Raw genomic sequence first — 20001 nt, forward strand, 5'->3', positions numbered from 1 at the left:
AGGATCGGACTCGAAGCTTTGACTGTGATCATCATCCTGGCTCTGGTGGCATTGTTCATCGGTCTGCGGCTCTACAGTGTGCTGGGTGAGCGCACGGGACATGAGCAGCAGCCGATTCTGAAGCCTGCCGATCCTGAGGCTATGGTCGAGCCGCGGGTGACCCAGCCCTCGGTCCTGCAGCCGTCGTCGACCGATGCTGGCGACCTTGCCTATCTGCCAACCGCGGGGCCGGGCGTGCGCGCCTTGCTCGCGGCTGATCAGACATTCGACGTCGCGAAGTTCCTCGAGGGCGCGAAGTCCGCCTACCAGATCGTGCTCGGAGCCTTCTGGAAGGGCGATGCGAATGCGCTGCGCCCCTATGTCGACGACCATGTTTACGAGACGTTTTCGTCTGCCATCGAGCAGCGTGAGAAGGACGGACTCGTCCTCGACAACAGGCTAGTCAACGTTGAGCAGACCCTCATCACCGAGGCATCGGCCGATCACGATCTTGCGGTTGTCACGGTTCGGTTCGAAGCCGACATTGCGGCGGTCACTCGCAACAAGGATGGCGAAGTTGTCGCCGGCTCGCTCAGCGACGCGGTGCAGACCCGCGACCTGTGGACTTTCCGTCGGAAGATCGGTTCTCGCGATCCCAACTGGCTTCTGATCGAGACCGACGAGGAAGAGTGACCCGCGCCGCAAGAGCGGTTGCGCTCGCGACTTTCATCTTCCTGTCAGCTTGCGCGACGCGGCCAGTCCCGGCTCCAACGCAGCCTGCACCAGCGCCCGTCCCAAGGCCCGTTCCTCCGCCCGCGCCGCTTGCCCCGCCGCCGCCTGCTAACGCCATTGCAGCGGGCATCAGTCTGGCGGCCGCGCCGCAATTTGTCACACAGATGGACGCGAGCCGGGCTTTCAAGGCTTTCCGAGCGAGCTGTCCGGCGCTTCTACGCCGTCAGGATCAATCTGGCCTGACGTCAGGTGCTGCCTGGGCCGCGGTTTGCACTGAAGCGAGCGCAGTTGCGCCGGAAGCCGCCGGCGCGTTCTTCCGCGATCGCTTTGACTGGATCTCGGTCGGCGGCGGCAAGGCCTTCGCAACCGGCTATTACGAGCCGGAAATCGCCGGATCGCGGTCGCCGCTGCCCGGCTACGTTCCCATCCATGGTATACCGCGGGACCTGACACGCTGCACTCGCCTGGATGGCCAGACCGGACGCGGCCGAGTCGACGAGACAGGCACCTGCGTTCTCTATTTCACGCGGCCCGAAATTGAGGACGGAGCGATTGCCGACCGCGCACCGATCCTTGCCTGGGCGGCCGACAACGTCGACCTGTTTTTCCTAGAAATTCAGGGATCAGGCCGCGTCCGTTTCCCTGACGGGACAGTCATGCGGCTCGGCTATGCGAACCAGAACGGCCGTGATTATGTGGCCATCGGGCGTCTCCTCCGCGAGCGCGGCATCTTGCCACCGGGCGGGGCCAACATGCAGGCGATCAAGGACTGGATGCGCGCGAACCCCGATCAGGGCCGCCAGCTCATGCGCGAGAATCTGTCCTACATCTTCTTTCGGGAGTTGACGGGACCGGGGCCATTGGGCGCCATGAACGTTCCCGTCTCGCCCAAGGCGACGGTGGCGGCCGACCCCAGGTTCGTCCCGCTCGGCGCTCCGGTGTTTCTAGCGATGGATCGGCCGGAGGCTTACGGTTTCTGGGTCGCGCAGGATACCGGCGGTGCCATCAAGGGGGCCAATCGCTTCGATACATTCTGGGGCGCGGGAGAGGACGCCACGCGCATCGCCGGCGGCATGTCCGCCAACGGCGTCGCCTGGGTCCTGGTGCCAAAGGGCACCGTGAATGGCGCGACCGCTCAGCCCTGATGAGGCCGAGCTTTGGGCTCGTGTCACCGCCACGATCCGACCGCTATCGCGCGAGCCGCTCAAGTCGTCCTCTACCCAAATAGAAGAGCTGCCGAGCGCCGTGGAGGGGATGACACCCATCGCCACGACCAAGCTGAAGCCGCCAGCCCGGGAGAACCGGTCCCCTCAGCCGCCGCAGCCCGGTAGGACACTCGACGGAACATGGGATCGCAAGCTGCGCTCCGGATCGGTTCAACCCGACCGGATTGTCGACCTTCACGGCCTCAATCTGGACCAGGCCTGGAGCGCGATCGACGTGGCGTTGGAACGTGCCGAGGCTGCCGGCGATCGCGTCCTTTTGTTAATAACTGGGCACCATCGCCCAGGTGAACCGCCGGTCGCTCGCGGACGGATTCGGGCGGCAGTCCACGACTGGCTCGCGGCATCGCGTCACGCAGGGAGAATTGCGGCCGTTCGTGGGGCTCATCGGCGTCACGGCGGAGGCGGCAGCCTCTATCTCGTCCTTCGAAAACGGTAACTCGTTCACTGCACACTTTTTTAACCGTGCCCGTTTAGGACTCGCTGAACGGCAATCGGCCGTCTCGAGGCACGCGACCATCTTCATGAAGGCAGGCTCGGCTCAGAAGTTCAGCAACGCCCTGCTTTCGGGCGCGGCGGGGTTCGCCTCCTTCATATTTTCGCTGTGCGCCTTCCTCTACATCACCAACTTCAACGACCAGATCGTCGCGTCGGTCGTCGCCGGCGCCTTCTGCTTGCTGATCTGTTACATCGCGTCGGAGCGTCCCAACAGCGAAAGTGCTCGCGCGCTAACCGCCTTGGGGGATCGCCTGCTGGCCGTTGAAGGCGGCGACCTGATTTCACCGCCGCCGGCAATCGTTCGTCGCAACATGCCGAAGCTTGCCGCAGCCGTGGATACCCTTTTCGCGGAGGTGCGATCCTCGATCGAGAACGCCCAGGCGCTCGGCATGTATGATCCGGTGACGTCGCTGCCGAACCGGCTTCATTTCCGCTCCGAGGCGGACAAGCTGCTTTGTGACGTCGGTCCGGACAAAAGCTGCGCAATGCTGTTCGTGGACCTCGATCGCTTCAAGATGGTCAATGACAGCCTTGGTCACGCTCGCGGCGACCAACTCCTGATCATGGTGGCCAATCGCCTGCGCGTGGTGGTCACTGCCGAAATTGCCGAGACGGCTTGCAAGAGACCGCTGCTGGCGCGTCTTGCCGGCGACGAGTTCACCTTGTTCTTTCCCGACATTGCGTCGACTGCGGATGTCGAACGAATTGCACGGCGCATCGTCGTGGCGATCTCGGAGCCGTTTGAGCTTTACGGCCATAGCGTCGACATCGGCGCTTCGATCGGCGTCGCGCTCAACCCCGATCACGGGACGACCGTCGAATCCCTCATGCGAGCGGCGGACATTGCCATGTACCGTGCAAAGGCGCTCGGCGGGGGGCAGCACTGCCTGTTCGATGACGAGCTCGCCGCCGAACATCAGCGCAAGATCGATATGGAAAAGGCGCTCACGGAGGCTGTCCAGCGCGGCGAGTTCGTGCTGGCTTATCAGCCGCAGCTTAGCCTGGTGACCGGCGAGCTCGTCGGTACCGAGGCGCTCTTGCGTTGGAATCACCCGCGCGATGGCCTGTGCCTGCCGGGATTGTTCATTCCGATTGCGGAGAGCACTGGCCTGATTTCCGAGATAGGCGACTGGGTTATCGGCGAAGTCGCCGCAACGCTCGGCAGTTGGCACCGTGAGGGTTTCGATCGCAGGGTCGCGTTCAATGTCAGTCCGCGGCAGCTCGACCGCGCAGACTTTTTCGACCGCTTGCGCCAAGCCTTCGCCGAGAACCACGTTCCGCTTTCGTTGGTCGAACTCGAGTTCACCGAAACAGCGGCGATGCGCGCAAGCGATACCGTCGTTGCGGAAATCGCGTCGCTCCGCGAGGATGGCGTGCGCATCGCGATTGACGACTTCGGAACGGGTTATTCGAACTTTGCCCGCTTGCAGAAGCTTCCACTGGACCGCGTCAAGTTGGACCCGTCGTTGATCGTCGACATCGAGGAGTCCGACAAGGCGAGGGTGATGGTTCAGGCCGTTATGCAACTGATCCAGGGCGTCGAATGCGAGATTGTCGCCGAGGCCGTGGAGACATCCGCCCAGGCCGACATATTGCGTGCCATGGGTTGCCACACCATCCAGGGTTACGTGTTCGCTGAGCCGATGTTCGAAACCGAATATCTGGCGTGGACACGCGATGCCGCTCCGTCGCGCTCGGTCGCCTGACCACCCCGCTCTCCGCACACCGCTGTTGCCTGAATGCCACGTTGGCGTGCGTTGCGGCACGCGCGGGTACCCACAATCTAAATTTATGTTAATCTTATCGCCGGGTTAACGGGGGAAAGGGGTGTCCATGAAGGGCGCTTTTCTGAAAGCGGTGGCTGCCGCTTGTCTTGCTTTGAGCGGTACGGTGGCGAGTGCCACGGACTTCATCTTCACGTTTGGATCCGACCTGACCGATCCCAACGTCATGGGAACTGGCGCCGTCTCCGGGACGGTCACCGGGCGGATCGTCGGACTCACCGACAATGCAACGTCCAGCGCGCAGTCGGTCTTCATCGACAGCTTTTCACCGAATGCGGGCGCCTCCGTCCCCGTGGATGCGAGGCTGTGGTTTTCTCAGTTCGAGAACAGCTTCACCGTGCAGAACGGCGTCATCACCTCTGCCGTCTTCCATGCGGACAATGATTTCAGCGCGTCCCTGGATCGGCTTTACATCAACGTCCCGATCTACGGTGCCGGCGGCACGAATTACGCCTCGGTGGGCTCGAATAACTCGACTTCGGTCTGGAATAACCAGGGCCTGTTCGGGATCACGTTCACGCGCATCGACACTGCCGTGCCGGAGCCTGCAACGTGGATGATGATGCTGATCGGCTTCGGGGCAATCGGTTTTGCGGCCCGGAGGTCTCGCGTCCGCGCGCTAGGCCTGGCCTAGCACCTTCTCCAGCGCGCGTTGGTATATGCGCGATAGCTGGTAAACGTCGTCCACGGCTGCGCTTTCGTTGAGCTTGTGCATCGTCGCGTTCGGAAGTCCGAAATCGACGACCGGGCACAGCTCGATCAGGAAGCGCCCGTCGGACGTGCCTCCCGAGGTCGACAGTTCCGGCGTGATGCCGGTCTCTTCCTCGATCGCAGCGACGATCACGTCGTAGAGTTGGCCGGGCGGGGTTAGGAAAGCCTCGCCGGAGATACGTGCTCGAACGGCCGAGCCTGGGGCTTCGCGTTCCGCGATCTCTTCGACCATCCGCACCAGAGCCTCCCCGCGCTGCATGTTGTTGAAGCGGATGTTGAGCTGGGCAGTCCCTGTCGCCGGGATGACGTTGCTCGCCTGCGTCGGGGTGCTGATCGCCGTGAATTCCAGATTGGATGGCGGGAAGGCGTCAGTGCCATCGTCGAGGTGGATTGCATCGAGCGCCGCCACGACCCGCGCCAGCTTCGGAATCGGATTGTCGGCACGGTGCGGATAGGCAACGTGTCCCTGGGTGCCGGGCACGTCGATCCACATGTTGACCGATCCGCGCCGCCCGATCTTGACCGTATCGCCAAGACGATCGACCGAAGTCGGCTCGCCGATCAGGATCATGTCGGGCTTGATCGACCATTCCTTCAGCCAATCGATGATCCGCGGCGTCCCGTACGTCGCATACCCTTCCTCGTCGCCGGTGATGAGCAGGGAAATGGTCCCGCCTGCTGCATCGGTGCGGGAGACGGCAGCGACGAAGGCCGCAATGGCGCATTTCATATCGGCAGCGCCGCGGCCGGTCATCACGCCATTATCGATGACGGTTTCGAACGGATCGGTGGCCCAGCCATCGCCCGGAGGAACGACGTCGAGGTGCCCGGCAAAACCGAAGTGTGGGCCGCCGCCGCCGCGTATGGCAACCATGTTCTCGGTCGGGCCGTCGGGCGGCTCTCCAAGCGTGAAACGATGAACGGTGAATCCGAGCGGCGTCAAAGCCCCTTCCAGTACGTCGAAGACTTCGCCGCGCGCCGGGGTCACGCTTGCGCAGTTGATTAGGTCCCGCGCAAGCGCGATTGGATCGACTGACATTTCGCTGGCGTAGCAAAGGAGCGAGGCATGCCCAAGATCGACCTTGAATCCATCGAGCAGGTCAATCGCACGGGCTATCCGCCGCCGTTCGACAAGGAGCTTGCGGGCCGCTGGTATCGACGCCTTGCCCCAGCAACGGGCCTGACCGACTTCGGCGTGAGCCACGTGACTCTCAAGCCCGGTGCTTGGTCGAGCCAGCGTCACTGGCACAATGGCGAGGACGAGTTCGTCGTCATGCTTTCGGGCGAGGCCGTTCTCGTCGAGAACGAGGGGCGGACGAAGCTCCGTGCTGGGGACCTCGCGGCCTGGCCTAAGGGAACCGGGATCGGCCACCATTTGATCAACGAAAGCGGCGAAGACTGCAGCTTCCTCGCGTTCGGAGGCGGCACCAACACTGGCGGCGGCTATTCCGACATTGACCTGATCTTCACGCCCGAAGGCACCTACGCCCACAAGGACGGCATGCCCTATCCGGATACGAAGCGTCCGGCCTAGGCGGGTTCCTGTTCGTAATGCTCGATGACCCAAGGCTCGTCCTGCGCCTTGTCGATCCATTCACCGACGTGAGGGTGGGAGAGGACCGCTTTCATGTAGAGCTCGGCGAACGGAGGTAGCGGCACCGAATAAGTGATGAAACGTGTCACAACCGGTGCGTACATCATGTCGACGGCGCACCAGCGGCCGAACAGGAAATCGCCTCCGCCGCCAAAGCGCGCGCGGGCCTGCGCCCAAAGGGTCAGGATGCGTTCGATCTCGCCCCGGACTCCTTCGGGCAACGGCTTGAACGGGAAGGTCTTGCGGACGTTCATCGGAAGCTCGCGGCGGAGGTTCGCAAAGCTCGAGTGCATTTCGGCCGCCATCGACCGCGCCATGCCGCAGGCGGTCTCATCGTCCGGCCAGTAGAGCTCCTTGCCGAAGCGGTCGGCGAGAAATTCGACGATGGCAAGACTGTCCCAAACGACGCAGTCGCCGTCCCAAAGGATCGGCACCTTGCCGAGCGAAGGCGCGAACTCGTCGCCCTCGCGACGCTTTTCCCAATCCTCGTCGAACATCGGCACGACCAGCTCTTCGAACTCCTCGCCCGTCTGCTTCACCGCCAGCCAGCCGCGCATCGACCAGCTCGAATAGGCGCGATTACCGATGATGATCTTCAGCAAGGCTATCCCCTCAGGATGTCGCGGCTTCAAGGATTGCGGTCCGCAGCTCGGCGATACCGGACCCGGTTTCGCTCGATGTCACGATGAGTTGCGGGTGTGCGGCGGCATGCTTGGCGGCCTCAACCTTCGTCCGCTCTAGCGTTTCGGCGAGATCAGTCGCCTTCACCTTGTCGGCCTTCGTCAGGACAAGCTGGTAATTGACTGCCGCACCGTCGAGCATCTCCATGATCTCGAGATCGACCGGTTTGATCCCGTGCCTCGAATCGATCAGCACGATCGCGCGGCGGAGGACTGCGCGGCCGCGCAGGAAGTCGTTCACCAGGAATCGCCAGCGCTTCACCAGGTCCTTTGGGGCTTCCGCAAACCCGTAGCCGGGCATGTCCACCAAGCGGATTTGCGGAGGTTGGCCGACATCGAAGAAGTTCAGCTCCTGCGTGCGGCCCGGCGTATTCGACGTCCGCGCCAAACCCTTCCGGTTCGTCAAGGCGTTGAGCAACGAGCTTTTCCCGACGTTCGACCGGCCCGCGAACGCGATCTCCGGATAGTCCGGGTCAGGCAGGAACTTGAGGCCCGGCGCCGACTTCAGGAACTCGACGGGCCCCGCAAACAGCTTGCGCGCGCGTTCGCTATGCTCGTCCTGCTCCTCCGACACGTCAGGTTGTCGCCGGATGCGTGTCGGAGAAGTGGAGGCCGTATCTCTTGTACAGCCACCACTGTTGCAGGATCGTCAGGATGTTGCTGGTGACCCAGTAGAGTTGCAGGCCGCTCGCAAACGGCGCCATCACGAACATCATCACCCACGGCATGATCGCGAAGATCTGCTGCTGCGTCGGGTCGACCGGGGCGGGGTTCAGCTTGAACTGGATCCACATCGTCACGCCAAGCAAGATCGGAAGCACGCCAATCGCCAGGAAGTGCGGCGGCGTGAAATCGAGCAGGCCGAACAGATTCACCGGCGTCAACGGGTCCGGAGCCGACAGATCCTGAATCCACAGCACGAACGGCTGGTGCCGCATTTCGACGCTGACCATCAGCACCTTGTAGAGCGCGTAGAAGACCGGAATCTGGAGCAGGATCGGAAGGCAACCCGCCGCAGGATTGATCTTCTCCTGCTGGTACAGCTTCATCATCTCTTGCTGAAGACGCGGCTTGTCTTCCTTGTAGCGCTCCTGGAGCGCCTTCATCTTCGGCTGCAGCTTGCGCATCGCCGCCATCGACTGGAACTGCTTCTGCGCAATCGGGAACATCAGCGCGCGGACGATTACCGTCAGGAGAATGATCGCCACGCCGAAGTTGCCGGTGATTTGGAACAGCCAGTTCAGCAGGTCGAAGATCGGCCGCATGAACCATTCGAACCAGCCCCAGTCGATCGCCTTGGAAACCTTCGGGACGCCCGCGGCCTCGTAGCGGTCGAGCGTGGTCTTTTCCTTCGCTCCGGCAAAGACCGAGGTCTTGAAGTTGCTCGATTGACCGGGAGCGACAATTGCGGCGGGTCCGACGCTGTCCGCCTGGTAGGCGCCGGTGTTGGAATAGCGGAACGAGTCCTGCGTTGTCCCTTCCGGAGCCAGCGCCGTCAGCCAATATTTGTCGGTAAACCCGATCCAGCCCTTGGATGCGTCATACTTCAGGCCGCTGGGCCCGGCCTCGCGGATCGTCTTCCAGTCGGCCTCGTAGTCCGCCTTGCCGTCGCGGACGGTCATGGGTCCGACGTGAACCGTCCACGACGACACGTCGGCGGAACGGCCTGCCCGGCTGGAGAAGCTGTAGGGCTGGACCTGGATCGGCTGCGTAGAGCCATTGGTGACCCGTTGATCGACCGTAAAGAGGTAGAGGTCGTCGATCGAGATCTTGAGCTCGTAGGTAACGCCCGTGGGGCTGACCCAGCTCAACGTGACTGGCTTGTCCGGCGTCAGGACGGGCGAGCTTGCCTTCCACAGCGTGTCGGCATTGGGCGTGTCCGGCCCGTTCCAGCTGAACCCGACGAAGGATGCGGCATGGGTCCCCTGCGGGGAAAGCAGCGCCACCGGAGACGAGTCCTTCTTGTAGGAAACGTGGTGCTTCAGCATCCACAGATCGTCGATCCGTGCTCCCTTGAGGTTGATCGAGCCGCGCAGCGATGGCGTTTCGATCTGCACGCGCGGCGCTTCCGCGATCACCGCGCTGCGATCGCGCAATTGTGACGGCGTACCTGCGACCGGCGTGTTGCTGGGTTGCGAGGGCTGATTGGCCGCCTGAACCTTGCCTTTCTCGACCTTTGGCGGAGGATTCGCCGGGACGAACCTGTCGGACAGAAAGCTCCATCCGAGCAGCACGAGCGCGCTCAGTACGACCGCGAGGATCAGGTTCTTGCTCTCGTTCACTTAGGATCCTCGATCAGGGTACAGGGTCGGGGCCTTGGCCGCCCCAGGGGTGACAGCGCATGATCCGCTTGAAAGCGAGCCATCCACCGCGCGCCGCCCCATAGCGTTGAAGTGCAGTGATCGCATAGGCCGAACAGCTAGGCTGGTAGCGGCAGCTTGGGGGCAAGACGCGCGAGGGGCCTTTCTGCCAAGCCTTCGCGATCAGGATCATGCCCTTGGCAATCACGGCCGCGCCTTTTCGAGCGCCTTCGACAGGTCGCTGCGCAAGGCATTGAATTCACGCTCGATCCCGCTTGAGCGGCCAATCATCACATGGTCTGCGCCGGCATGTCCGCTCGACGGAATGATCTCGCGCGCAAGCTCGCGGAAACGGCGCTTCATCCGGTTGCGGATAACCGCCCCGCCGACCTTCTTGCTGACGGTGAAGCCCACGCGCTTTACAGGGTCGCCGTCCTTGCGATCGCGAACGAGCAGCACAAAGCCCGGCATCGCCGCGCGCCGACCGGCGTTCGCAGCGAGAAAATCCGAGCGTTTGCGGAGGATTGTTAGGCGCTGAGCTTCTTGCGGCCGCGGGCGCGGCGAGCATTCAACACCTTGCGTCCGCCGACGGTCGCCATCCGCGACCGAAAGCCGTGACGGCGCTTGCGGACGAGGTTGCTCGGCTGGAAGGTGCGCTTCATCGCTCATTCTCTCAAAATCTAAATGAAAAGGGCCGCCATTCCGGCAGCCGCTGTTGCAGCGGGCCGATAAGGGAGGGCCGCTGCAAAGTCAATTCGGCTGGCCCTCTTCGGGCAAACTTGCCTGACGGGCCTTTTCGACTTCCTTACGCCGGCGCGCGCTCCGCCTGCGCAGTGCAAAGTCCGTCCAGTTCCCCGGCTTCACCTGCTTGCCGAGAACCGTCGGTTCCCACTTCTTGAAACGGGCGTAGCGGCGCTTGGCCCACATGCTGGTCTTTAGGACCATGGCCAGGCCGATGCCGGCAACGATGACGCCGCCGGGTCCGGGGACTGCACCGACCAGTGGTGCAACCACGAACAAAAGCAGCAGGCCGACCACGAAGATCGTCCATTCGACAATCGGGTTGTCGATGAATTTTCGCCACTGGTCCTTCGTTATCATCCCGACGATGTGGGGCCAGTCGCCTTCTCTCGCAAGGACTTGCGGTGTGGCTCAGGTGCGGGCTAGCAAGTCGGCGCCGAGTTAGGGGGGTGTCTGCGTAGCGCAATGTTGTCCCTTGGCGGTGCCGCATGACGGCCACCGTCGCCACGGTTGCGTATCTCGGGCTCGAAGCCCGGCCGGTCGAAGTCCAGGTCCAGCTCTCCGCCGGATTGCCCCGTTTCACCATCGTCGGATTACCGGACAAGGCGGTCGCGGAAAGCCGCGAGCGCGTTCATGCCGCGCTTGCATCGATCGGCCTCGCGCTCCCGCCCAAGCGGATTACCGTGAACCTTTCGCCGGCGGACTTGCCGAAGGAAGGGTCGCACTTCGACCTGCCCATCGCGCTCTGCCTCTTGGCTGCAATCGGTGCCGCGGACGCCGAGGCTTTGTCTCATTACGTCATCGTTGGCGAATTGAAGCTCGATGGGCGGATCGCATCGTCTCCCGGAGTTCTCCTGGCCGCAATCCAGGCGTCGTCAGAGGACAAGGGCCTGATCTGCCCGGCCGAGCAAGGCGCGGAAGCTGCGTGGGCCGGGAACGTCGAGGTGATCGCGGCGCCGGACCTGTTGGCATTGCTATCTCATCTAAAGGGGTCGTCAGTGCTCCTTCCGCCGCAGCCGGGCGAAGCGGTCGAACATGCGTCCGGTCCCGACCTTAAGCAGGTCAAGGGTCAGGAAGTCGCCAAGCGCGCGCTCGAGATTGCCGCGGCCGGCGGCCATAACCTGCTGATGAGCGGTCCTCCGGGCGCCGGGAAGTCGCTTCTTGCGGCTTGCCTTCCCGGCATCCTGCCGCCCCTTCAATCCGCCGAAGCGCTCGAAGTGTCGATGGTCGCATCTGTCGCTGGGGAACTGGAAGGCGGGCGGATGACCAGGCGCCGGCCATTCCGCGCACCGCACCACTCGGCATCTATGCCCGCGTTGGTCGGCGGTGGACTTCGCGTTCGACCGGGAGAGATCAGCCTTGCTCACCTTGGCGTCCTGTTCCTCGACGAACTGCCGGAATTCCAGCGCGGCGTTCTGGATTCGCTTCGGCAGCCTCTCGAGACCGGCAATGTCAGCGTTGCGCGAGCGAATACGCACGTCACCTTCCCGGCGCGTGTGCAGCTTGTCGCGGCGATGAACCCCTGCCGGTGCGGCCATCTGGGAGACCCGGCCCTTGCCTGCAGCCGGGCGCCCAGGTGTGCTGCGGATTACCAGGCGCGCGTATCGGGGCCGCTGCTCGACCGCATCGATCTGCATGTGGACGTGCAAGGGGTTTCGGCAGCCGACCTGACCTTGCCGCCGCCAGCGGAAGGAAGCGCGGAGGTCGCGGGCCGAGTGGCGGCTGCCCGCCAGCTGCAGGCCGACCGCTACAACGGCTCAGGAGTACGTACTAACGCGGAGGCCGACGGCGAGGTTCTCGAGAGGTTTGCGACACCGGACGAGCCCGGACGCAAGCTCTTAGCGGATGCGGCGGCGGCGATGCGGCTCTCGGCGCGCGGATTCCACCGGGTCCTCCGCGTCGCGCGCACGGTCGCGGACCTCGCGGAGTCACAGAGTGTCGGCCGGATCCATGTCGCGGAGGCCTTGAGCTACCGAAGGCAGGTGCCACGTAATTGATATTTAACAATAACAATGTCTAACGGCGGCAACGGGGGCCAAATGAGACTGTTTGAATCAGCGCGTCAGACGCTCAAGAAATATGCGGACTTTTCGGGACGGGCGTCGCGAGAGGAGTTCTGGCTCTTCTTCGCGTTCGTGATCGTTGCCAACGCCGTGGCCGGCATAGTCGGGGCGTTGCTTGGGATGCGCGGGATCCTCTCCGGCCTCGTCGGTCTCTTGCTGATCGTTCCACAAATCGCCGTTGCCGTTCGCCGCCTGCAAGTCTGGCCGCGAACTTGTCGTTCCCTGCCTGCTCCTGCTGCTTCTGCCGCTGGCATTCGCGTTCCGGGGCATTCTGCCGCAGATCGTCGCCCTCGGCGTCCTCGGAGTCGTCCTGCTCGCGTTCGCGCACCTGTTGACCCTGTTCATGAAGAGGGGCACGACCGTTCCCAACCGATACGGCGCGGCGCCGACAGCCTTTTCCTTCGCCAGCTGACAACCATCGGTTGTCCTGGAGGCAAGCCGTCGCTAGCTAGGCGCTTCGGGGCCCCTGTGGCGGAATGGTAGACGCGCTCGACTCAAAATCGAGTTCCTAACCGGAGTGTCCGTTCGAGTCGGACCAGGGGCACCACGAATTCCTTCGCAAGCCGCTGGCGAGCAAGGCTTATCGCGGATATCGTCAGCCCATGGATGCTCGGACAACGAAAGCGAAGGCCGCTCCGCCGCCACCGCCGGAGATTCCGCACGCATTGATTGAAAGCAGTGCAAAGCGAGATCGGCTGCTTGCATCGATTGCGCTGATCGCGGGCATCGGCAGCCTGCTTGCATTGCCATTCGCATTGAGGGCGGGCGCAGAGTTCTTCATGCCCGTCACGGCCGCGCTGGTCGTCGCCATCACGCTTGTACCGATGCTGGAATGGTTCGAGCGGCGCGGGGTGCCGTCACGCCTGGCCGCCGGGCTTTGCATCATCTTCTTCATCCTGATCGCCGTCTTTGCGATCGGCTCGATCGTCCTTCCGGCCATCGACTGGGTTGCGTTGGTGCCGGAACGTATCCCGAGGGTGAAGGCAGAGCTGGATCCGGTGCTCGACCTCTACAAGGCGTTCGACAAGTTCGTTGACCGAATTTTCTCGCAGATCACCGTCTTTCCAGATCGTGGCGGACGGACCGTCACGCTGGAGACGCCCAACTCGCTCGGGGGCCTCCTCGCCACGTCCGCACCGCATGTCCTCATCCAGCTCTTCTTCTCGCTGTTGGTGATCTTCTTTTTTCTCGCCGGCTGGACGTCGATGCGGAAGAAGACGATCGTCAGCCGCGGCAGCTTTGAGGGCGCGCTGACCACGGCGCGAGTGATCCAGCAGGTCGTCGACGCCACCTCGATCTACATCGGCACCATCACCCTCATCAACGTGACCCTAGGCGCGCTGACGGCATTGATCCTGTGGCAGCTGGGCATGGATTCCCCGATCATGTGGGGCGGCATCGTCGCGGTGCTGAACTACATCCCTTACCTCGGCCCGATCGTGTCGGCGTTGCTGCTGTTCCTCGGCGGATTGATGATCTTCTCGGATGTGTGGACGGCGATGCTTCCACCTCTGATCTTCGTCGGCCTGCACATGGTGGAAGCCAATTTCATCACGCCGATGATCGTCGGCAAGAGATTGACCATCAGCCCGCTGGCGATCCTGATCGCGCTGAGCTTCTGGTCCTGGGTTTGGGGGACGACGGGTGCGCTGCTTGCCGTCCCGTTGCTGATCATCATGAAGACGATTTTCTCGGCCGCCGGAACGCCTGACATCGCGGGCTTCCTGTTCGAACACGGCACGCTGACGCATGTCGGCGATGAGGAAGAAGAAAAAGACTCAGCCGATGTTGACACCCCGCAGGGTGCCACCTAGTTCGCCGCCACGCCAAAAACGCGGGTGTAGCTCAGTTGGTTAGAGCGCCGGCCTGTCACGCCGGAGGTCGCGGGTTCGAGCCCCGTCACTCGCGCCATTCCTGAAATCTGGATTGCTTATTGCGGCGAGCCGCTGGCGCTTCCGGCCGTGGCGCTGGCGACGCCGAGCGGCTTGTCGTCCACCGCAGCCATGCCGCCGTTCAGCGACCAGCGCAAATTGTCCGAAGCCTTCACTTCCTCGACATACTCCTTGTGCTTCACCTCGTCCGACGCCTTGCGGGCGGTCAGGTTGAAGCGAACCGCAACGCGCTTGTCGCCGCGCATCGACGGGGCGAGCTTGATCGTCTCGGCGCCCGGTATCTCGGCGATCGCCTTGCCGACATCTCCAGCCTGCCCGCGTGTCGCAATATCGCGCTGTTCGGCAAGGATAGCCGCCGACCGCAATGCGCCGACATTCGGCTCGCTGCGCGCATAGGACTGTACGAAGGCGGCCGGACGACCCCATCCGCCAGCCCAACGATAGAAGATGTGTGCCCCAACGATTGCGTTCTTGGTCAGGGTCGGCGCCCAGTAAGGGACGACGTAATTCGCATGGTAGTGGGTGGCGTTGCCGACGGGCTTATAGACGTAGCCGTTCAGTGCCGCCTCGGCGACGGCCTTGGCGCGGTTCCATGCACCAAGCTCCGGCCCGCGCATCAGCGAGCCGTCGCAGGTAAAGGTGAACTGGCAGCCGGTCGCGCGCGTCGAACCTTCATACACGACGCCGCAGACGTTCGCGGGGAAGGCCGGATGGCGAACCCTGTTAAGAACGACCTGAGCGACGGCGCGCTGTCCATCGAGGCTTTCCTGGCCCGCCTCGTAATAGACAGCGCTGGTCAGGCATTCGAGCGCTCTGCCCCGCGCCGCAGAGTCAGCGGAGCCGAGCGAGAAGGCTTTGGCGGCAGGGTTCGGTCCCGTGTCGATCGCAATCCCCTGGTTGATCGCTTCCGCTTGCTCGACGGGCAATTGCCGGACGAGCAGGGGAGGCGGAGCAGGAAGGGCTTTCGGATCAGACGCGGAGGGCAGGCCTGACAAAGACGGCGTCGAACCCGCCGAGCCGGCGAGCGCGATGACGCCGGCAAGGGCGACGGCGCCGGCCATCACCACTTCGTAGGGTCGCTCGCGCAAGAAGCGCGCGGCCTGCAAGGCGATCGTCTGTGTCACGGGAGCGAGTGATATAGTGAAATAACACGCTCGATTCAATTGCGCGGCTTCGGATTCGCCCGCCAATGCCCCGTTTGCGACCAGCGGATCAGCGGCCGCAAAGGCGCGATCCAAGCGATTCCCATGACCAGGTAGAAGAGCGATTGGAGCAGGATCGGCCAGCGTCCGACGAAACTCGAGAGGCTTGCAACGAGGATCGCCCAGAAGAGGATCAGAAGCAGGATCGCGGCGATTCCTGCACCTCTCCGCCAACTCGGTTCAGTCACGCGAATTCCTCGACGCCATCCGGGCTGGCGAAGCCGTGGAGGGGGATGTCCCATGGATCGGAGGGAATGGCTGCTTCCAGGCGCTGCATGGCCCATCCGACGCCAATAAGCTTCGCACCCGTTTTCTTCAGGTGGCCGAGAGCGCGGTCATAATGGCCCTTGCCGCGACCCAGGCGGGTCCCACGACCATCGATCGCGATCAGCGGCACCAGGATCAGGTCCGGCTCCACAACCGGCGCACGTCGCTTCGGCTGCAGGAAGCCGAACGGTCCCGGCTCCACGGGGTCTCCGGAGAGGAACCGGAAAGGCTTTGCGGGATCGGAAAAGGCTGGGAAAGCGACGATGCGGCCCACCGCGCGCGCTTCCTCGATTGCCAGCATCGGGCTGATCTCGCTTCCCATCGGCGAATAGCCGGCGACAACGGCGGCATTGGCGCAGAGCGAGGTCAGATGCTCGGCAAGCTTCTGTTCGAGAATCGCGCGGTGCCCATCGTCCAGTGTCCGAACGAACGCCTTGCGTGCCTCCAGGGAGGATTTGCGCAGAACATCTTTCGACAGGTCGAAGGGAAGTGACGGGACCACCGTGGCCGTTTGCCGGAAATCCTCTGACGCCACAAACGTCAGGTGGGAACCATGTGCACCGGACCAGGATCCGGACAGGGACAGTCCCCTAGGATATTTAATCGCCTCAGGGATTTTCGTGGCTTCGTACCGGGCAGTACCCGTCAAGACCAAATCTAGGCGCTTGCCGCTTCGTTCTCAAGTGCCGCTGCGAGCGATTCGAGCCGGTCCGCAACCCGCTCGGCGCGTTCGGCAAGCGCCGGATCGATCGCTGGAGCCGGAGGCGGCGCAGCGACCTTCCCCTCATCGATCATGTCGTCCGCCAGGAGGAGCGAAGCGAAGAGAAGCTGGCGTGCCTCGGACAAGGTGCCCAGCCCGGACAGCGCCTCACGGCTCTTGGCGTCCACCAGCGACGCCGCCTTGCGAAGCGAGTCTTCTTCGCCGTCGCGGCAGGCGACACGGTAGCTTCGACCCGCGATGAAGACGTCGATCTCTGCCATCAGGCGTCCTCCGCCAAGCGAATGATCTGGTCGAGCTCAGCGACGGCCTCGCGGACTCGCGCCCGAAGCGCGTCGTCCTTTCCAGTGGGACGACTCAACTTGGGGACGGACTGCTCGATCCTGGCCAGTGCGCGCTCGACACGATCCAGTGCGGTATTGAGGCGGCTCTCTTCCATCCATTTCCGCTACGCAAGAACCGCGATTCCGGCAAGTCACGAGTGGCCGGCTTGAGGCCGCCGAGGTTGACGGTTCACCGCTCACCCGCCAAGGGCCACCGCAATCCGGCACGCCGAATCCCGAGCGCGGGCCGACCCCATGGATGGAGCGCGATTTGCAGCCGACTCAACGCCGACTTGCCAATGCCATTCGAGCCTTGGCGATGGACGCGGTCGAAGCTGCGAACAGCGGTCATCCGGGCATGCCGATGGGCATGGCGGATGCGGCCACCGCGCTCTTCACACGCCATCTGAAGTTCGACGCGTCCGATCCGCACTGGCCGGACCGCGATCGCTTCATCCTCTCGGCCGGCCATGGCTCGATGCTGATCTACGCGCTGCTGTACCTGACCGGTTACGCGCGGCCGACGATCGAGGACATCGAGCACTTCCGCCAGCTGCACAGCCCTACCGCCGGGCATCCGGAGAACTTCGAGCTTCCCGGAGTCGAGGTCACCACGGGTCCGCTTGGGCAGGGCGTCGCGATGGCCGTCGGGTCGGCGATCGCCGAGCGTCATCTCAATGCCGTCTACGGCGACGAGCTCGTCGATCACTGGACCTACGTGATCGCCGGCGACGGCTGCCTGATGGAAGGCGTCAACCACGAGGCGACGGGTCTCGCCGGCCACCTCAAGCTCGGCCGCCTGATCGTTCTGTGGGATGACAATGAGATTACCATCGACGGCTCGACGGAGCTCTCAAGGAACGAGGACGTCGTCGCGCGGCATCAGGCCGCGGGATGGCACACCACCGAGTGTGATGGTCTCGATGCCGACGACGTGTCGCGCGCCATCGACGAAGCCAAAGCCGACCCGCGTCCATCGCTGATCCGCTGCAAGACGATCATCGGCTTCGGCGCTCCGCACAAACAGGGCACGGCCGCAACGCACGGATCGGCGCTCGGCAAGGACGAGGTCGCTGCAGCGCGTGTGGAGCTGGATTGGGAACTTCCGGCATTCGAAGTTCCCGAGGACGTGCTCAGCACGTGGCGTGAGGCCGGACGAAAGGGTGCATCGGCCAAGGCAGAGTGGGAAAAGCGCCTCGGAGCGAGTGGCAGGAAGGACGAGTTCGTCAGCCGCACGGCCAACAAGGCCGACGACAGTTGGCTCAAGCCCTATGTCGACAGCTTGATCGCCAACCCGCCGACGGTCGCCACCCGCAAGGCGTCGGAAATGGCGCTCGAAGCGATCAATCCGGTGGTCACCGCGACGATCGGCGGGTCCGCCGACCTCACCGGCTCCAACAACACCAAGACCAAGGCGCTCGAGCCGCTTACCGCCGACAATTACGGCGGCCGCTACATCTACTACGGCATCCGCGAGTTTGGCATGGCCGCGGCAATGAACGGCATGGCGCTGCATGGCGGCGTGATCCCATACGGCGGCACCTTCCTTGTGTTCACCGACTACGCCCGCCCGGCGATCCGCCTCTCGGCGCTGCAGCAGGCCAAGGTCATTTACGTGATGACCCACGATAGCATTGGCCTTGGCGAGGACGGCCCGACCCACCAGCCGATCGAGCACCTCCAGAGCTTGCGCGCGATGCCGGGCCTGAACGTCTTTCGACCCGCTGATGCGGTCGAGACTGCCGAATGCTGGGCGCTGGCGCTGGAGACCAAGGAGCCGAGCGTCCTCGCTCTGACCCGCCAGAACCTGCGTCCGGTCCGTACCGTAGCCGTCGAGGGCAATCTCTGCGCGCGCGGCGCCTATCGTCTCAAGGCGGCCGGCAATGCCCGCAAGGTCATCATCATCGCCACCGGCTCCGAGGTCGAGATCGCTCTGGACACCGCGGAACGTCTTGAAGGGCAGGGCATCGGCACCGATGTGGTCTCCATGCCGTCCACCGAGCTTTTCGACGCGCAGACCGCCGAGTATCGCGAGGACATTCTGCCGGACGTTTCCAATCGCGAAATCCTCCGCGTCTCGATCGAGGCGGGCACGACCTTCGGCTGGGAGCGCTACACTGGTCTTCACGGCTTGCGCATCGGCATTGACCGCTTCGGCGTCTCGGCTCCGGCGAAGGACGCATACGAATTCTTCGGGCTAACCCCAGAGGCAATCGCCACAAGGGTGCTCAACCACATGAATCAAAGAGGCATCCAATGACGAAAGTTGCAATCAACGGATTCGGACGCATCGGGCGCCTGGTGGCTCGCGCGATCCTGGAACGCCCCGATAGCGGTCTCGAGCTGGTCGCCATCAACGACCTCGCCGATGCGAAGGCCAACGCCTGGCTGTTCAAGCGCGACAGCGTTCACGGCGTCTTCCCGGGCGAAGTCACGACCGATGGCAACGACATCATCGTCAACGGCAAGCGTATTCACGTCACCGCCGAGCGCGACCCGGCGAACCTTCCGCACGCCGCCAACGGCGTCGATATTGCGTTGGAGTGCACCGGCTTCTTCACCGACCGCGCAGGCGGCGAAAAGCATCTCGCGGCGGGCGCCAAGCGCGTTCTCATCTCGGCTCCGGCGAAGGGCGCCGACCTGACCGTCGTCTATGGCGTCAACGACGACAAGCTCACGCCTGAGCACAAGATCGTCTCCAACGCCTCCTGCACGACCAACTGCCTCGCGCCGGTCGCCAAGGTCATGAACGACACGATTGGCATCGAGCGCGGCCTGATGACGACGATCCACGCTTACACCAACGACCAGAAGATTCTCGACCAGATCCACTCGGACCTGCGTCGCGCGCGCGCTGCGGCGATGTCGATCATCCCGACGACCACCGGCGCGGCCCGTGCGGTGGGCGAGGTACTTCCGGAACTGAAGGGCAAGCTCGACGGCTCCGCGGTCCGCGTTCCGGTGCCGAACGTCAGCCTTGTCGACCTGACCTTCACGCCGAAGCGCGACACGACGCTTGAAGAGGTCAACGGCGCGCTCAAGGCCGCCAGCGAGAGCGGCCGCCTCAAGGGCATCCTCGCCTACACCGACGAGCCGCTCGTCTCGATCGACCTCAACCACAATTCGGCAAGCTCGACCGTCGACAGTCTCGAAACGGCCGTTCTCGAAGGCAAGCTCGTCCGCGTTGTCAGCTGGTACGATAACGAGTGGGGCTTCTCGAACCGCATGGTCGACACCGCCACGGCGATGGCCAAGCTCGGCTAAGGACTGTCCTACAGGCGTAGGATCGAACTA

General features: G+C 63.6%; 24 protein-coding genes, 2 tRNA genes, 1 other RNA gene and 1 pseudogene. 14 read left to right on the plus strand and 14 right to left on the minus strand.

The annotated features are described in order from the left end of the window. Positions 1–18: 18 nt before the first annotated feature. The 5 genes from ABD928_RS14600 (at position 19) to ABD928_RS14620 (ending at position 4850) form a co-directional block, all read left to right on the plus strand. Entirely contained in the window at positions 19–672 is a 654-nt protein-coding gene (locus ABD928_RS14600) for a Tim44/TimA family putative adaptor protein (RefSeq protein WP_345169909.1), read from the plus strand. Between the two features lie 203 nt (positions 673–875). After that, on the plus strand, positions 876–1856 hold the full coding sequence (mltA, locus tag ABD928_RS14605) for a murein transglycosylase A (protein ID WP_345169912.1): 981 nt from the start codon (positions 876–878) through the stop codon (positions 1854–1856). Next, positions 1834–2373 (plus strand): Smr/MutS family protein, encoded by a 540-nt coding sequence (locus tag ABD928_RS14610; RefSeq protein WP_187713879.1) that lies wholly within the window; start codon positions 1834–1836, stop codon positions 2371–2373. Before mltA ends, ABD928_RS14610 begins: the two co-directional genes overlap by 23 nt. 85 nt (positions 2374–2458) lie before the next feature. Continuing rightward, the gene (locus ABD928_RS14615) at positions 2459–4138 is read left to right on the plus strand and encodes a putative bifunctional diguanylate cyclase/phosphodiesterase (protein ID WP_345169914.1); all 1680 of its coding nucleotides are present in this window, start codon (positions 2459–2461) and stop codon (positions 4136–4138) included. Between the two features lie 184 nt (positions 4139–4322). Then, the gene (locus ABD928_RS14620; protein WP_345169916.1) at positions 4323–4850 is read left to right on the plus strand and encodes a PEPxxWA-CTERM sorting domain-containing protein; all 528 of its coding nucleotides are present in this window, start codon (positions 4323–4325) and stop codon (positions 4848–4850) included. Here ABD928_RS14620 and dapE read toward each other — a convergent pair. After that, positions 4836–5966: a succinyl-diaminopimelate desuccinylase gene (gene dapE, locus ABD928_RS14625; protein ID WP_345169919.1), complete on the minus strand. Its 1131-nt coding sequence runs from the start codon at positions 5964–5966 to the stop codon at positions 4836–4838. The two genes, ABD928_RS14620 and dapE, sit on opposite strands and share 15 nt — an antisense overlap. A gap of 27 nt (positions 5967–5993) precedes the next feature. Between dapE and ABD928_RS14630 the strand changes: the two genes are divergently transcribed. Beyond that, positions 5994–6461 (plus strand): cupin domain-containing protein, encoded by a 468-nt coding sequence (locus ABD928_RS14630; protein ID WP_345169921.1) that lies wholly within the window; start codon positions 5994–5996, stop codon positions 6459–6461. Here ABD928_RS14630 and ABD928_RS14635 read toward each other — a convergent pair. From ABD928_RS14635 to ABD928_RS14665, 7 genes are all read right to left on the minus strand, one after another. Continuing rightward, positions 6458–7120, minus strand: a complete 663-nt coding sequence (locus ABD928_RS14635) for a glutathione S-transferase family protein (RefSeq protein ID WP_223276670.1) — start codon at positions 7118–7120, stop codon at positions 6458–6460. The two genes, ABD928_RS14630 and ABD928_RS14635, sit on opposite strands and share 4 nt — an antisense overlap. A 13-nt stretch (positions 7121–7133) precedes the next feature. Further along, complete coding sequence (yihA, locus tag ABD928_RS14640; protein WP_345169923.1) at positions 7134–7775, minus strand: ribosome biogenesis GTP-binding protein YihA/YsxC; 642 nt, start codon at positions 7773–7775, stop codon at positions 7134–7136. Between the two features lies 1 nt (position 7776). Beyond that, the gene (gene yidC / locus ABD928_RS14645; protein ID WP_187713884.1) at positions 7777–9483 is read right to left on the minus strand and encodes a membrane protein insertase YidC; all 1707 of its coding nucleotides are present in this window, start codon (positions 9481–9483) and stop codon (positions 7777–7779) included. 13 nt (positions 9484–9496) lie between these two features. After that, entirely contained in the window at positions 9497–9709 is a 213-nt protein-coding gene (gene yidD, locus ABD928_RS14650) for a membrane protein insertion efficiency factor YidD (protein WP_345169926.1), read from the minus strand. Next, positions 9706–10026, minus strand: a complete 321-nt coding sequence (gene rnpA, locus ABD928_RS14655; protein ID WP_345170221.1) for a ribonuclease P protein component — start codon at positions 10024–10026, stop codon at positions 9706–9708. Before rnpA ends, yidD begins: the two co-directional genes overlap by 4 nt. A gap of 2 nt (positions 10027–10028) precedes the next feature. Then, a complete protein-coding gene (gene rpmH, locus ABD928_RS14660) occupies positions 10029–10163 on the minus strand; it encodes a 50S ribosomal protein L34 (protein WP_037504084.1) in 135 nt (44 codons plus the stop codon). Between the two features lie 88 nt (positions 10164–10251). Next, entirely contained in the window at positions 10252–10602 is a 351-nt protein-coding gene (locus ABD928_RS14665; protein WP_187713885.1) for a hypothetical protein, read from the minus strand. Positions 10603–10730: 128 nt separating this feature from the next. Here ABD928_RS14665 and ABD928_RS14670 point away from each other — a divergent pair, with 128 nt between their 5' ends. The 6 genes and pseudogenes from ABD928_RS14670 (at position 10731) to ABD928_RS14690 (ending at position 14216) form a co-directional block, all read left to right on the plus strand. Then, the gene (locus ABD928_RS14670; protein ID WP_187713886.1) at positions 10731–12239 is read left to right on the plus strand and encodes a YifB family Mg chelatase-like AAA ATPase; all 1509 of its coding nucleotides are present in this window, start codon (positions 10731–10733) and stop codon (positions 12237–12239) included. Positions 12240–12281: 42 nt separating this feature from the next. Beyond that, positions 12282–12440, plus strand: a pseudogene (locus tag ABD928_RS15445) (DUF805 domain-containing protein); the annotation flags it as partial. 43 nt (positions 12441–12483) lie between these two features. Continuing rightward, entirely contained in the window at positions 12484–12717 is a 234-nt protein-coding gene (locus ABD928_RS14675; protein ID WP_345169928.1) for a hypothetical protein, read from the plus strand. Between the two features lie 50 nt (positions 12718–12767). After that, positions 12768–12852: transfer RNA gene (locus tag ABD928_RS14680), tRNA-Leu, on the plus strand. A gap of 55 nt (positions 12853–12907) precedes the next feature. Next, complete coding sequence (locus ABD928_RS14685; RefSeq protein WP_345169930.1) at positions 12908–14119, plus strand: AI-2E family transporter; 1212 nt, start codon at positions 12908–12910, stop codon at positions 14117–14119. 20 nt (positions 14120–14139) lie between these two features. After that, positions 14140–14216, plus strand: a tRNA-Asp gene (locus ABD928_RS14690). A gap of 19 nt (positions 14217–14235) precedes the next feature. On the opposite strand, the gene ABD928_RS14695 is transcribed toward ABD928_RS14690, so the two are convergent. The 6 genes from ABD928_RS14695 to ABD928_RS14715 form a co-directional block, all read right to left on the minus strand. Next, the gene (locus tag ABD928_RS14695; protein WP_345169932.1) at positions 14236–15321 is read right to left on the minus strand and encodes a cell wall hydrolase; all 1086 of its coding nucleotides are present in this window, start codon (positions 15319–15321) and stop codon (positions 14236–14238) included. A 35-nt stretch (positions 15322–15356) separates the two neighbouring features. Further along, complete coding sequence (locus tag ABD928_RS14700; RefSeq protein WP_223276127.1) at positions 15357–15587, minus strand: DUF2842 domain-containing protein; 231 nt, start codon at positions 15585–15587, stop codon at positions 15357–15359. Continuing rightward, positions 15584–16168 (minus strand): 5-formyltetrahydrofolate cyclo-ligase, encoded by a 585-nt coding sequence (locus tag ABD928_RS14705; RefSeq protein WP_345169935.1) that lies wholly within the window; start codon positions 16166–16168, stop codon positions 15584–15586. The genes ABD928_RS14700 and ABD928_RS14705 overlap by 4 nt, the downstream gene beginning before the upstream one ends. Beyond that, positions 16158–16311, minus strand: a non-coding RNA gene (ssrS, locus tag ABD928_RS15450) — 6S RNA. Before ssrS ends, ABD928_RS14705 begins: the two co-directional genes overlap by 11 nt. Before the next feature lie 12 nt (positions 16312–16323). Continuing rightward, positions 16324–16647, minus strand: a complete 324-nt coding sequence (locus ABD928_RS14710; RefSeq protein ID WP_187713891.1) for a cell division protein ZapA — start codon at positions 16645–16647, stop codon at positions 16324–16326. Then, positions 16647–16823, minus strand: coding sequence for a hypothetical protein (locus tag ABD928_RS14715; protein WP_187713892.1), 177 nt, complete (start codon positions 16821–16823; stop codon positions 16647–16649). The genes ABD928_RS14710 and ABD928_RS14715 overlap by 1 nt, the downstream gene beginning before the upstream one ends. 155 nt (positions 16824–16978) lie before the next feature. Between ABD928_RS14715 and tkt the strand changes: the two genes are divergently transcribed. Both tkt and gap read left to right on the plus strand, forming a co-directional pair. Continuing rightward, positions 16979–18967, plus strand: a complete 1989-nt coding sequence (gene tkt / locus ABD928_RS14720; protein ID WP_223276128.1) for a transketolase — start codon at positions 16979–16981, stop codon at positions 18965–18967. After that, complete coding sequence (gene gap, locus ABD928_RS14725; protein ID WP_187713894.1) at positions 18964–19971, plus strand: type I glyceraldehyde-3-phosphate dehydrogenase; 1008 nt, start codon at positions 18964–18966, stop codon at positions 19969–19971. Before tkt ends, gap begins: the two co-directional genes overlap by 4 nt. The last annotated feature ends 30 nt before the right edge of the window (positions 19972–20001 follow it).

Source organism: Sphingomonas daechungensis (assembly GCF_039543105.1).
Lineage (GTDB): Bacteria > Pseudomonadota > Alphaproteobacteria > Sphingomonadales > Sphingomonadaceae > Sphingomicrobium > Sphingomicrobium daechungense.

What these genes read in the sequence shown, in the direction of transcription:
- mltA (WP_345169912.1), top strand. Translation starts at nt 876, where the DNA reads ATGGACGCGAGCCGGGCTTTCAAGGCTTTCCGAGCGAGCTGTCCGGCG.
- ABD928_RS14610 (WP_187713879.1), top strand. Translation starts at nt 1,834, where the DNA reads ATGGCGCGACCGCTCAGCCCTGATGAGGCCGAGCTTTGGGCTCGTGTC.
- ABD928_RS14615 (WP_345169914.1), top strand. Translation starts at nt 2,459, where the DNA reads ATGAAGGCAGGCTCGGCTCAGAAGTTCAGCAACGCCCTGCTTTCGGGC.
- dapE (WP_345169919.1), bottom strand. Translation starts at nt 5,966, where the DNA reads ATGTCAGTCGATCCAATCGCGCTTGCGCGGGACCTAATCAACTGCGCA.
- ABD928_RS14630 (WP_345169921.1), top strand. Translation starts at nt 5,994, where the DNA reads ATGCCCAAGATCGACCTTGAATCCATCGAGCAGGTCAATCGCACGGGC.
- rpmH (WP_037504084.1), bottom strand. Translation starts at nt 10,163, where the DNA reads ATGAAGCGCACCTTCCAGCCGAGCAACCTCGTCCGCAAGCGCCGTCAC.
- ABD928_RS14665 (WP_187713885.1), bottom strand. Translation starts at nt 10,602, where the DNA reads ATGATAACGAAGGACCAGTGGCGAAAATTCATCGACAACCCGATTGTC.
- ABD928_RS14670 (WP_187713886.1), top strand. Translation starts at nt 10,731, where the DNA reads ATGACGGCCACCGTCGCCACGGTTGCGTATCTCGGGCTCGAAGCCCGG.
- ABD928_RS14685 (WP_345169930.1), top strand. Translation starts at nt 12,908, where the DNA reads ATGGATGCTCGGACAACGAAAGCGAAGGCCGCTCCGCCGCCACCGCCG.
- ABD928_RS14710 (WP_187713891.1), bottom strand. Translation starts at nt 16,647, where the DNA reads ATGGCAGAGATCGACGTCTTCATCGCGGGTCGAAGCTACCGTGTCGCC.
- ABD928_RS14715 (WP_187713892.1), bottom strand. Translation starts at nt 16,823, where the DNA reads ATGGAAGAGAGCCGCCTCAATACCGCACTGGATCGTGTCGAGCGCGCA.
- gap (WP_187713894.1), top strand. Translation starts at nt 18,964, where the DNA reads ATGACGAAAGTTGCAATCAACGGATTCGGACGCATCGGGCGCCTGGTG.